Source organism: Hahella sp. NS-SX17 (assembly GCF_057367735.1).
Map to the genome: position 1 here is coordinate 2431789 of NZ_CM170632.1, position 12773 is coordinate 2444561.

General features: G+C 53.7%; 10 protein-coding genes. 6 read left to right on the top strand and 4 right to left on the bottom strand.

What is annotated here, in order from left to right; translation table 11 throughout:
- Positions 1-104: 104 nt before the first annotated feature.
- Both AC2IBB_RS11035 and AC2IBB_RS11040 read right to left on the bottom strand, forming a co-directional pair.
- Entirely contained in the window at positions 105-530 is a 426-nt protein-coding gene (locus AC2IBB_RS11035; RefSeq protein WP_486332906.1) for a DNA polymerase III subunit chi, read from the bottom strand.
- Positions 531-624: 94 nt separating this feature from the next.
- Entirely contained in the window at positions 625-2109 is a 1485-nt protein-coding gene (locus AC2IBB_RS11040) for a leucyl aminopeptidase (RefSeq protein ID WP_486332907.1), read from the bottom strand.
- 335 nt (positions 2110-2444) lie between these two features.
- On the opposite strand from AC2IBB_RS11040, the gene lptF reads away from it, so the two are divergent.
- From lptF to AC2IBB_RS11055, 3 genes are all read left to right on the top strand, one after another.
- A complete protein-coding gene (gene lptF / locus AC2IBB_RS11045) occupies positions 2445-3542 on the top strand; it encodes an LPS export ABC transporter permease LptF (protein WP_486332908.1) in 1098 nt (365 codons plus the stop codon).
- On the top strand, positions 3529-4590 hold the full coding sequence (lptG, locus tag AC2IBB_RS11050) for an LPS export ABC transporter permease LptG (protein WP_486332909.1): 1062 nt from the start codon (positions 3529-3531) through the stop codon (positions 4588-4590). The genes lptF and lptG overlap by 14 nt, the downstream gene beginning before the upstream one ends.
- 204 nt (positions 4591-4794) lie before the next feature.
- A complete protein-coding gene (locus AC2IBB_RS11055) occupies positions 4795-6684 on the top strand; it encodes a methyl-accepting chemotaxis protein (protein ID WP_486332910.1) in 1890 nt (629 codons plus the stop codon).
- Positions 6685-6762: 78 nt separating this feature from the next.
- Here the strand turns inward: AC2IBB_RS11055 and AC2IBB_RS11060 are convergent, their stop codons facing one another.
- Positions 6763-8247, bottom strand: a complete 1485-nt coding sequence (locus AC2IBB_RS11060; protein ID WP_486332911.1) for a substrate-binding periplasmic protein — start codon at positions 8245-8247, stop codon at positions 6763-6765.
- Between the two features lie 373 nt (positions 8248-8620).
- On the opposite strand from AC2IBB_RS11060, the gene AC2IBB_RS11065 reads away from it, so the two are divergent.
- Positions 8621-9874, top strand: a complete 1254-nt coding sequence (locus AC2IBB_RS11065) for an ABC transporter substrate-binding protein (protein ID WP_486332912.1) — start codon at positions 8621-8623, stop codon at positions 9872-9874.
- Between the two features lie 220 nt (positions 9875-10094).
- A complete protein-coding gene (locus AC2IBB_RS11070) occupies positions 10095-10655 on the top strand; it encodes a DJ-1/PfpI family protein (RefSeq protein ID WP_486332913.1) in 561 nt (186 codons plus the stop codon).
- Here AC2IBB_RS11070 and AC2IBB_RS11075 read toward each other — a convergent pair.
- The gene (locus AC2IBB_RS11075; RefSeq protein ID WP_486332914.1) at positions 10642-10926 is read right to left on the bottom strand and encodes a ribbon-helix-helix domain-containing protein; all 285 of its coding nucleotides are present in this window, start codon (positions 10924-10926) and stop codon (positions 10642-10644) included. The two genes, AC2IBB_RS11070 and AC2IBB_RS11075, sit on opposite strands and share 14 nt — an antisense overlap.
- Before the next feature lie 186 nt (positions 10927-11112).
- On the opposite strand from AC2IBB_RS11075, the gene AC2IBB_RS11080 reads away from it, so the two are divergent.
- Positions 11113-12756, top strand: a complete 1644-nt coding sequence (locus AC2IBB_RS11080) for a phytoene desaturase family protein (protein ID WP_486332915.1) — start codon at positions 11113-11115, stop codon at positions 12754-12756.
- Positions 12757-12773 lie beyond the last annotated feature (17 nt).

The following is a 12773-nucleotide window of genomic DNA, read 5'->3' on the forward strand; positions in this document are numbered from 1 at the left end:
ATCAGGCTCCGATTAATTTAATTATTATTTAGACCTCTATGGGTCTTTATGGAAACGATGACTTGCTCGTCGCCGAGAAATGGCTCCCGTTTCCTACTCAATATTTAAGCAGATTCGATGTTATAAGTCTGCAACTCGAAGCCTAATTGTTTATACAGTTTATACACTTTTCTGGATTTCGCACGGGCGTCAGGTTCGCCGGTTACCAGCTCTATTACTCTGTCAGCCTTGTCTGGTGGGGCTTCCGTGAGATTTATAACAACTTCGTCGGAAGTTGTTTCAGGTAGACGGGTGCATAAAAAAACAGGTGTTTCGGAAGTGGGGGATTCAGGTTCAATACTATGTGGAATAAAGCTTTCCGGCCGAAAGGAATATAATAAATCGTCCAAATGTTCTAGTTCTTTTGAGTCTTTGCATAGGATATATATCCGATGTCCTAATCGATATATCTTTTCGCAGAGTCTACAAAGATAAAAGTCCCTTTGTGCAATATCGCCGGAAGAAAGCAGATGGAAGTCGGCTTTTGGCATGTAATGTATATAATTAATCGGAATAATTAAATAACCATGGTATCCGAATCGAATACCATGGTCTGTGACAGGGATCGCTTTATATGCGTCGCATTCAGCCTTTGACTTGACCTAACAGATACTCGGTCAACAACGGCACTGGACGTCCGGAAGCGCCTTTGTCTTTACCTGAAGTCCAGGCGACGCCGGCGATATCCAAGTGAGCCCAGCGGTACTTTTTGGTGAAGCGTGACAGGAAGCAGGCGGCGGTAATAGTGCCAGCGGGGCGGCCGCCAATGTTTTGCATGTCCGCGAAGTTGCTGTCCAGCTGAGTCTGGTACTCGTCCCACAGCGGCAGACGCCAGGCTCTGTCGCCTGTGCTCTCGCCAGCGGCGAGCAGTGCGTCAGCCAGCTTGTCGTCGTTGGCCAGCAGACCGGTGGCGTGGTTGCCCAGGGCGATAATGCAGGCGCCGGTCAGAGTGGCGATGTCAACCACGGTTTCTGGCTTGAAACGTTCGCAATAGGTGAGGGCGTCGCACAACACCAGACGGCCTTCGGCGTCCGTGTTGAGAATTTCCACCGTCTGGCCGGACATGGTCGTGACGATGTCGCCGGGCTTGGTGGCTTTGCCGCTTGGCATGTTTTCCGCTGCGGCGATGACGCCGACGACATTAACCGGGGCTTTCATTTCCGCCAGCGCCAACAGCGTTCCAAACACGCTGGCGGCGCCGCACATGTCGTATTTCATTTCATCCATGCCTTCGCCAGGCTTCAGGCTGATGCCGCCGCTGTCGAAAGTGATGCCTTTGCCCACCAGTACATGCGGCTTTTGTTTGTCGCCGCCGCCTTTATATTCGATGACGATCAGGCGGGCGGGTTCATCACTGCCCGCGGAGACGGAAAGGAAAGAGCCCATGCCCAGTTCTTTCATCTCTTTTTCACCCAGGGCTTCCGCTTTCAGGGACTTGTACTCTTTGGCTAGCGTTTTTGCTTGTTTGGCCAGGTAATCAGGGGTGCAGACATTGCCGGGCAGATTGCCAAGATCCTTGGTCAGGCTCATGCCTTTTGCGACTGCGGCGGCTTTGGCGATTGCCGTCTCGATAGCGCTTTTATCGCGCTTGTCGCCAGCGATTTTCATCTGGCTGACTTTGGTCGGCGTCGCCTTCTCGCTTTTCAGGTTGTCGAAGATATAGCACGCGGATTCCAGCGCAATGACCAGTTGCTCCGTGGCCCATCCGGCCTTCAACGCATTCAGGGTCAAGCTGGAGAGTGCGACCACTGCATTGCTTGCGCCGCTTTTGCTCAGGCTTTGCATAACTGACTTGGCGGCTTTGCGGAAGCCAGCTTCGCTCAGCTCTTTCTCTTTACCCAAGCCGACGAACAATAGGCGCTTGACGCCGCCCTCTTGTGGATAAAACCAGCTGGTGGTCGCTAACTTGGAAGAGATATCTCCAGAAGAGAGCAACTTACCTAGAACGCCTTTGCACTGCTGGTCTAGTTCTGTCCAGATAGCTGACTGGGATTTGCCTTCGACAACGCCGACCACAAGGCAGTCGCTTTTTTGTTTTATCGGGTCGGTGGAAAGAGCGGAATAATTCATAGTGGTTGCGAATCCTCTTAACCTAAATTCATTGGGCTTAGTTCTCCATGCCGGACCAACGTCCGCTTGATGGAAGGCGCCGGAGGCTTTCCCTGGGGCGCCGCAGAAGTCTCATTCGGTGCGGGAGCGTCGCCCGCCGTTGCAAATGGCAATCTATATGAGACGTATTGCATACGCAATCAAGTCTACGTTAAGGCTATGAAATTTGCATGTGAGTCTGGTATCTTGCGTCACTCTGACGCGCGCTCAAAAACGCTGCGCCGCTTAACCTGTCCTGACGCGCCGTTCCGCGCGCTTCGGTTTATTTTGCGGAAGAACGTAAATAGGTAATTTCGTTGTTTATTATCCTTCGTTATCTGTCCAGGCAGTTACTCGTCAGCATGGTCGCTGTCGCGGGCGTGCTGCTGCTTATATTTATGAGCGGACGGTTTATCAAGTATCTGGCCGACGCCGCCCAGGGAAAACTGTCGGCGGATGTGTTGTTCGCCATCATGGGCTACCGCCTTCCGGGTTTCCTTGAGCTGATTCTGCCGCTGGGGCTTTTTATTGGCATCTTGCTCGCCTACGGCCGCATGTATCTGGAAAGTGAAATGACGGTGCTGTTCGCCTGCGGCATGAACCGTCTCCAGCTTATCAAGCTGACGATGGTTTCTGCGCTGCTGGTGATGTTAGTAGTCGGCTCCATGAGTCTCTACGTGAGCCCCTGGGGACTGCGTCAGGTAGACGAGATTTTTTCTGACCAATCCAAAATTACAGAGTTCGAATTGCTGGCGCCGGGTCGCTTCCAGAGCTTGCGTTCGGGAGAAAGGGTGACATACACCGAAGGGCTGAGCGACGACAAACGCGAAATGCAGAATGTCTTTATCGCGGAGCGGGATTCGGAGAACGGGAGCATCTCTGTGCTGGCCGCCAAGCGGGGAACGCAATTGGTTGATCCTAATACTGGCAGCCGCTTTGTCGTTCTGCACGAAGGCGCGCGTTATCAGGGACGTCCTGGAGAAATGGATTATCGCGTTATTGAATATGACGCCTACGGCATCAAGATTGCTGAACCGGACGCAGAAGCAGAGAAAACCCGGGATGAAGCCAGGCCTACCAGTGAGCTGTGGCGCTCTGAAAAACCAAAGGATCGGGCGCTGCTGCAATGGCGTATCTCCATCCCTTTATTGGTTCCCATCGTGGCGCTGCTGGCGATCCCCCTTAGTCGGGTGAACCCCAGGCAGGGCCGCTTCTTCCATTTGCTGCCCGCCATGCTGATTTACATCACCTACCTAGGGCTGCTGATCGCCAGTCGCAAGAGTCTGGAAAAAGGACGCATCAGCGAGTGGGTCGGCATGTGGTGGGTGCATGGAACCTTTCTGGCGATTGCGCTGGTATTGATGTTCGGTCCTGACTGGCGGCAGAAGAGGAGGGCGGCCCGTGCGCAAAATTGATCGCTACATCGTCGCAACTGTCGCTTCCGCCATGCTGCTGGTGCTGCTGGTGGTGCTGTCTCTTGATCTGGTGTTCGCGTTCATTGCTGAAATGGACGAGTTGAAGAACGATTACCAAACCTTTCAGGCGATGAAATACATCGTCTTCACTGTGCCCAGGCGTATATATGATTACCTGCCGCTGGCCGCTTTTATAGGCTGTCTGGTGGGGCTGGGCGTGTTAGCCAACAACAGTGAGCTGACGGTTATCCGCGCTGCAGGCGTCTCCGTAGTGCGGGTTGTCTGGTCTACGATGAAGCCGGCTTTGGCGGTAGTGGTCGTAAGCATTCTGGTGGGCGAGTTCGTCGCCCCGCATACGGAGCGTATTGCACAGACGCAAAAAGCGTTGGAGCAAGGCGCCGCTGAGAATGTGGCTTCTTCAGCCGGTATGTGGCGGCGTGAAGGCAATGTGTTTATGCACTTCAATGCGGTGGAGCCGAAAGGCGTGCTGCATGGTGTGAGCCTGTTCGAGTTCAACGACGAACGACGCATGGTGCGTTCTACGTTCGCCAAGCGCGCGATTTATCAGGGCGATCATTGGTTGTTGCAGGACATTGATCGTACTGAGATCAAGGATGACGGCAGCAATGTGCAGACATTCGACTCTCTGCGCTGGAATGTCAGTTTGTCGCCCAGCATTCTGGAAATTCTCATCATCAAGCCTGAGTACTTGTCCATCAAAGGCTTGTATACCTACGCCAATTATCAGGAAGAGCAGGGTCTGGACGCGAATTCTTATTTGATGGCGTTCTGGAAAAAGGTGCTGCAGCCGGTGGCGACTTCTGTATTGGTGCTGGTGGCGATCTCCTTTATCTTTGGGCCGCTGCGTTCGGTCACCATGGGCTTTCGCGTCTTCTGCGGCATTATCATCGGGCTGTTATTCAAGTACATGCAGGACCTGTTGGGTCCGGCAAGCCTGGTATTCGGCTTCAATCCTGTGATTGCGACGCTGGCGCCGATCTGCATATGTGCGCTGTTGGGCGTCGTGTTGCTGCGTCGAGTGCGATAGCGTTTACTCCCTCTTACTTATAATCCCATCTCAGCAGGCGCCGGATATAACCGGCGCAGTGCACTATTTCAAATTCCGTCTAAGCTAAAGAATAAAGCCTGCTCCGATTCCGCTTACGTCATTGTTCGTAAAGCGCTTTATCGGCTCCGACCGAGTACGGCTCAGGGGGCTTCTTCCACGGGATTTAATTTGGAGTTCTGACGCATGAGTTTAGCTATGCAGTTCCGGCATAAGATTATCATTCTGAGCGGTGGGATACTGCTGCTCTCAATTGTCGCGTTTGCGGCCAATAACTATTACTTCCTGGCCGATCAAACCAAAAAAGACCTGGAAGGCGGCATGCAGGAACTATCCGGAGCTGTATCCGGCAGCATTGCAAGCTGGCTGAATGGGAAGCTGGACCTGGTGCGCGGCGTAGCGCTGAAAGCTGCGCAAACCACCGATGTGGAGACGATCAGGGCCTACGCTCAAGTTGGGGCGGTCTCTGAAGAAGTGGCGGGCATGTATGCAGGCTTGTCGAATGGGACATTTATATACAATGACGCCAATGAATCCTTTCCCTCTGATTATGATCCTCGTAAACGTCCCTGGTACACGACAGCCCAGCAAAAGGGATCGCCGACTTTCTCCGAGCCTTATCGAGATGTACTGACGAAGGAATTGCTCATTACCGCGGCGGCGCCGTTTTCAGGCTCCAGCTCAGGCGTCGCAGGGGCGGATCTTAATCTGGATGTGGTCACCAAAATGGTCAACTCCGTAGATTTTTTTGGCCTGGGATACGCTTTTTTGGTGACGGATAAAGGAAAGGTTCTGGTGCATCCTGATGTGACCATGGTCGATAAGAATGTGACGGATTTGTTTCCCAAAGAAACGCCAAAGCTGAACGCCAGCGACTTGCAGGAAACGACAAGCAGCGAAGAGGTCGTACTGGTCAGCTTTTTCCCCATTTCCGGCATCGCCTCGGTGTCCTGGCGGCTAGGCGTGGTTATAGATAAAGAGAAGGCGTTCGCCTCTCTGGCGGATTTTCGTAATTCGGCCATTGTTTATGCGATTATCGGGGTGCTGGTGGTCTGCGTTTTGATGACGTTACTGCTGAATACCTTGATGCGGCCGGTAATACGACTGGGCGACGCCATGGAGAATATAGCGGAAGGAGAGGGCGATCTGACTCAGCGCCTGGACGTATCCGGCAAAGATGAATTCACCCGTCTGGCCACCAATTTCAACGCTTTTGTGGCCAAGGTGCAGAATCTGGTCGGCGATATCAAAAACTCCATAGAAAGTATGTCCGCCGCGGTGCGGGAGATGAAAGGCTTTGCGGCGGAAACCAGCGAGGCGGTGGCCTCGCAGCAGCAGGAAACGGAGATGGTGGCGACGGCGGTGAATGAGATGTCCGCCGCTGCGCGGGAAATTGCTCAGAATGCGCAACAGGCGGCGGAGGCGGCGCAAGAGGCGGATGACGAAAGCGCCAACGTTAAGCGCATTGTGGACGACGCTATCAAGTCTATCGAACAACTCTCCACCCAAATTGGCAGTGCGTCGGAAGTCATCAATGCCCTGGAAGGGGATGTTAACTCAATTGTGTCAGTGCTTTCCGTTATTCGCGGCATTGCCGAACAAACCAACTTGCTGGCTCTGAACGCAGCCATTGAAGCGGCGCGGGCAGGTGAAGCGGGACGCGGATTCGCCGTGGTGGCTGATGAAGTGCGGGCGCTCGCCAGCAAAACGCAGGAAAGCACGGAAGAGATTCAGGCCATGATCAGCCGCTTGCAGGACGGCTCTAATAAAGCGGTGGGCAGTATGGAGCAAAGCCGCAACAACGGGCAGGCGGCGGTGGATAAAGCGCAATCGGCGGGCTCATCGCTTAACGCGATAGTTTCCGCGATCACCACCATTAGCAGCATGAATACCCAGATCGCCGCGGCTTCCGAAGAGCAGACTGCTGTGACGGAAGACATCAGCCGCAGCATTACCTCCATCGCCGACGCCGCGGAGCAGACCGCGCGGGGAACTCAGGAAACCGCCAATACCAGTACCCAGTTGGCGGAACTGGGCGAACATTTACGGCAACAAGTAGCGCGCTTCAAAGTGTAAGTCGGGAGTTGTTTTCTTTCTCGAATGGACGGTAGACCCGACTGCCGTCCGTTCGCTTTTTCACCTGCTGCGCGCCGCCTAATTGGGAACATAGCGCTGCAGAATGTCATGCATCTGGCCGCTCAGTTTCAGATAATCCAACGCCTTTTGAAATGACTCGATAATGCGGTCGTCCACACCCAGATTGAAGGCGAAATACTCGGAGGATTCCGTTATTGTCATCATTTCCTGATAGTCGCTGGCGTCTAAGCCCAGTTGCTGTAAATACCAATTAGCGGTTTGCGAGCCATACGCCCAATAGTCCACTTCGCCATTGTTCAGCATTTGTCCGCAGGTGAGCGGGTGGGTCGTGGTAGTCAGGTTTCTGTCCTTGACGCCGGCGCTGACCATAAGCTGGTGGCCAACATCGTCCTGAATGACGCAAATCCGCTTGGGGCCAAGCTCTTTTAGGCGAATCGGTTCGGGCTGCTCCCTCTCTCCGGTTTCTTCTCCGTTACGTTTTCCCATCAGCACCACTTTAGAGCGGTAGATGGGCCCAACCCATTTGAACTTGTCCTCTCTCTGCGGCGTGCGGGTCATGGTGAACAGCGCACTGCGGTGCTGGCTGGAGGCGGCTTTATAGGCTTCCGGCCAGTTCATGAAATGTACGTCGCTGCGGCTTTTATCGGCTCCTATAGTTTCCATGATCGCATCGAAAAGGTCCAAGGCGAGGCCTTTGGCCACGCCATTTTCGCGATAATTGAAGGGGGCATAGTCTTCGCTATAAAAGTGGAGCTGCGAGATGCCGTTGATGACGTCAATATTGTTGAGAATCCGGGAATAGTCGCCGTTGCGTTTGAGGCGTTTCAGGCCTTGGTTGAAGATGGCGACATAGCTGCGGCTGTTAGGGCCGTTTTTGGGGAACATCACCGACAAACCGTCCTGAATCAGTGGCTTTTCATCATAGGTGAAGAGGCTCCGATATTCCGGCAGTTCATGTTGCAGCAAATATTCGCCTACCTTGGCGTCCAGTGGAAATAAGTCAATTTCACGGCGCAGCAGTTTGACCAGGTTTTGCCGGTCATTCACGGCGGGGATAACCTGCAGGTTCTGGTTGGCGACGGCGTTATCAAACGCTTCTCCATAACTGTAGCCGACGCTGACTCCAACCCGGTAAGGCGCAAGGTCTTTCAGCTCATTCCAGGTGAAATCTTGGTCCTTCAAGTGAAACAGCGCGCTGCTGCCGTAAATAATACGGTCACTGAACCAGAAGTTGCGTCGTCGCTGGGCGTTGTCAACCCAGCCGACCGCACCGTCCCAGCCGGGCTTGCGGGCGAACTCGTAAGCCCGCGCCCAGGGCATGAAGTCATATTCGACCTCAATGCCTTCAAGAGCGAAGGCCTCGGTCACTAATTTGGGCAGCAACCCTTTAAAGGGCAGGCTCTCTGATGCGTAAGGCGGCCACTCTCCGACGGTTAGTTTTATCGCGGCGGAAGAGTTTGAAAATGTGGCGCACATCACAAGTCCGAGAAAAAAGCGCCATCTTATCGTGTTCATCGGCATCCAGGGTTCCGACTTGTCCATGTTTTGTTGCTTATTTGGCCCGTTAAACAGGACGCTTATAACAGGCGTTATTATGTCCGTCGTCAGGCCGCGAGTTTAAAAGCCTAATGGAAATTGCGTGAAATTCCGACAATCGATGCGTATCGGCGTCCATCCGAAGCGATCCGGCGCGAGTATAGCGCTATAGGGCGGCGGAGGTGTGTTTTGATTTGTTTCTGCATTTTCATATTAGACTAAAGGCTAATAAGGTCGTCATTTTTAATACGCTACTTTACCCCGCTCCTGGTTACAACTACTGTAGTCAGCACGCCGGTTTCAGGGAATGTTTGAAGCCGGTAATCACAAAACCTCTATTAACCCGATTTGCTTACAAAAAAAATTGAGGGTTCTCTGTATGCGCTATATCTGGAAGAGCATTGCGCTGCTTTGCCTGTTCGTTAGTGGTGAATTACTCGCTGCTCCATCCGTTAAAATTGGTCTCAATTATCCCCAGACTGGACGATACCAGGAACAAGGTCTGGCCCAACGCAGGGCGGCTTTTATGGCTGTGGATGAGATAAACGCCGCTGGCGGCATTCTTGGTCGGCCGGTGGAACTGGTGATTAAGAATACCGGCTCCAAACCTGATCGTTCTGAGAGAAATGTCGCGCAACTGGTGGACGAAGATGGCGTTGTGGCCGTATTCGGCGGATCATCCAGCGCGGTGGCGATCTCCGGCGGGAAGGCCGCTAAAGCGCGGGATCGCATCTACTTCGGTACGCTCACCTATTCGAATGAAACGACAGGGACTGAGGGGCATACCCACATGTTCCGGGAAAGCTATAACGCCTGGATGGGCGCCAAAGTGCTTTCCAAGTACCTGAAAACCAATTACGCCGGACAAAAATACTTCTTCATTACTGCGGACTACACCTGGGGGTGGAGTACTGAGCGGTCGATTCGTATTTTCAGCAACACGCAGGATAAAGAAAGTCATCCGGGTGTGCTGACGCCTTTCCCCACTGCTTTGCAAAAAGACTTCGTCGACGCCTTAAATCAGGCGCAGGCCAGTGACGCCAAAATATTGGTGCTGGTTCTGTTTGGCGACGATATGGTGCGCGCCCTGGAGCTGGCTACTTCCATGGGCATGAAGGACAAGATGAAAATCGTGGTGCCGAACCTGACGTTGGGCATGGCGAAGGCGGCGGGTCCTGCGATCATGGAAGGCGTCGTCGGCGCGGCGCCCTGGACCTGGGAGGTGCCATACATTTTCAATCATCCAAAGGGCAAGGAGTTCGTAGAGAAGTTCTCTGACTTGTACGGCTTGCGGCCTTCTTCATCCGCCGCCTCCGCCTACAGTATTCTGTGGCAATACAAAGACGCGGTGGAGCGCGCAGGCACATTCAGGACGGCGTCTGTCATAAAAGAACTGGAAGGGCATCGCTACACGCTGTTGAAAGACGAACAGTACTGGCGCGAGTTTGATCATCAAAACGTGCAAACGGTGTATGCGGTGCGCTGCAAACCTCGCTCGGAAGTCATGCTGGATGAATTTAACGAAGACTACTTCGAAATCATCGACAGCATGCCAGGAGACGAAGCCGCGCAGACCTATCAAGAGTGGCTGGCGGAGCGTCGTTCCGCGAATAAGCCCGATCAACTCGAATAATCCTGTCAAAAGCGGCGTTCTTGCATAGAGCGCCGCCTTCTCTCTTTTTTTATCGATTTGCTTTTCGACGCCGACAGGACTCTGTAGTAACCCGCTACTACCCGACGCCTGGAAAAGGAGCCTAGACTGGTAGTCTGTTGAGTGGCTTTCGACTCTGACTGGTTGAACGCTTTGACCGGCGAGCGATGTCTGCAACCTGAAATGACAAGGAGATAGAGGCATGACTAAAAAAATTCTGATCATCACGGGCGACTTTGCCGAAGACTATGAGCTGATGGTGCCTTTCCAGGCGCTGCAGGCGATGGGGTACGAAGTCGCCGCGGTGTGCCCGGACAAGAAGCAGGGCGACAATGTCGCCACGGCGATCCATGACTTTGAAGGGCATCAGACCTACACAGAGAAGCCTGGGCATAACTTTACGCTTAACGCCACTTTCGCCGACGTGCGCTCCGAGCAGTTTGACGCGCTGTTGCTGCCCGGCGGACGCGCGCCTGAGTATCTGCGCCTGAAAGAGAAAGTGATAAGTCTGGTGCAGGAGTTCACGCAACAAGGCAAGCCTATTGCGGCGATTTGCCATGGCGCGCAGATTCTGGCGGCGGCCAGGGTTATCGAAGGGAAAAAGATTTCCGCCTATCCCGCCTGTGCGCCGGAAGTGCAACTGGCGGGCGCTCAGTATGCCGACATCGCTGTGGATCAGTCTGTAACAGACGGACAGTTCGTCACGGCGCCGGCCTGGCCTGCTCACCCGGCATGGCTGGCGCAGTTCGTTAAACTGCTATAAGTCCCGCGCTGTACTTCCTTTCCAGATAGGTCGCGCACACCACGCGCAGTAAAGAGGCGAAATTGCCAACTTCGCCTCTTTTCTCCACGACTTCGTCATACAGCTTCGTCATGAACTGAGACGTCGACATGCCTTCAGAGTCTGCAATTTCCTCTAACAGGACCCAGAAGCGTTGCTCCAGGCGCACGCTGGTGACAAACCCGCGCAGACGCACAGACTTCGAATGAGCCTCATACAACTGTGGATCGGTGTTAGCGTATATCTCGCACATAGGCGTCTCCGACATTGAAACGGGGTAAAATCACAACAGACCCTAGCAACTGGCGATTGGTTTTGTAAATGCGGCGTAGGCCTAAAAAAGCAATGTTGACAGTTCACACTTATGGGTGTGAGCAGTATGATGCATTGGACTGGCGACGTCGTATTAAAACAATAATCAGGAAGGAGGCTGGAGAATATGGTCAGAACGGGAAAGCGTTACCGTAAGAATCGAGCGGATGATCATTATGACGTGATCATCATCGGATCGGGCGTTGGCGGATTATGCAACGCCGCGTTGTTGTCCCTGATCGGCAAGAAAGTCTGCGTGCTGGAGCAGCACTACACCGCGGGCGGTTATACCCATAGCTATGAACGCAACGGCTATGAATGGGATGTCGGGGTGCACTATATTGGCGAAGTGCACAAGCCCTGGTCGATGATTCGCCGGGTCTTCGACCTGATCAGCGACGGCAAGATAGAGTGGGCGCAGATGGACCCGTGCTACGACCGTATTTTTATTGGCGAAGACAATTACGAGTTCATCGCCGGTAAAGAGCCGTTCATTAACGAAATGGCGAGACGCTTTCCCGGCGAGGAAGACGCCATCCGCCGCTATGTCGATTTACTGTATTCGGTAAGTCGACGCATTCCCAAGTTTTTCGCCGGACAGGCGTTGCCCAAAATCGCCGCCTGGGCTTATTACAAAGCGCGTCGTTTTCTTCTGCCGGACTACTTTTTCAAGACCACTCGTGAAGTGCTGGAAGGTCTGACGCAAAATCAGCGTTTGATCTCCGTATTAACGGCGCAATGGGGCGATTACGGCCTGCCGCCCACGACTTCTTCCTTCATGATGCATGCGATGGTGGCGAAGCATTACATCACCGGCGGCAACTATCCTGCCGGCGGCTCCTGGCGCATCGCAGAGGAAATTATTCCAGTGATCCGCCGCAGCGGCGGAGAAGTGTTCACCTACGCGAAGGTGGAGGAGGTCCTGGTGCGCTCCAATCGCGCTTATGGCGTGCGCTTAAGCAATGGCGATGAGCTGCAGGCGGACGCCGTGGTCAGCGACGCGGGCGTCATTCCCACAATCAGGCATCTGTTGCCGGAGTCCGCCGCGGCGAAAAGCGAGTTGCTGAAAAAACTGGAGAGTGTTGCGCTATCCGCCTCTCATCTCTGTTTGTATGCAGGATTCCGAGGCTCGCCAGAGAGTCTGGGCATGCCTAAGAGCAACTTCTGGATTTACCCTTCCGATGATCATGACGGCAATGTCGCTCAGTTTATGCAAGACCCGTCTGCGCCTTTTCCTGTCACCTATGTGTCCTTTCCTTCGGCGAAAGATCCCAGCTGGAATGCGCGTTATCCAGACCGTTCCACCGTGGAGATCATTGTGCCCGTCAACAACCAGTGGTTTGATAAGTGGGCGGGATCGCAGTGGAACAAGCGCGGCGAAGATTATCTGGAGTTGAAGGAACAGTTTTCTCACCGGATGCTTGATGAACTGTATAAGCGTCTGCCGCAACTGGAGGCTGCGCTGGACTTCTATGAGTTATCGACGCCGCTGTCGACGCAGTGGTTCCAGATGAACATGGGAGGAGAAATCTATGGTGTGGATCATACCGTCGAACGCTTTCAGCAGGAGTGGCTGCATCCGGTGACGCCTATCAAAAACTTCTATCTCACCGGAGCGGATGTGGTTACCGCCGGGGTGGGCGGCGCGTTGATGGGGGGCGTCATGACCAGCTTTGCGATGCTGGGTAAAGAAGGCTACAAACTGGGACGTCTGCTGAAGCAAGGTCCGCAATCACCACAGCCGCAGGCGGATGTGAGAGAAGCGGGATAATTCCCTTGGGGATCGCC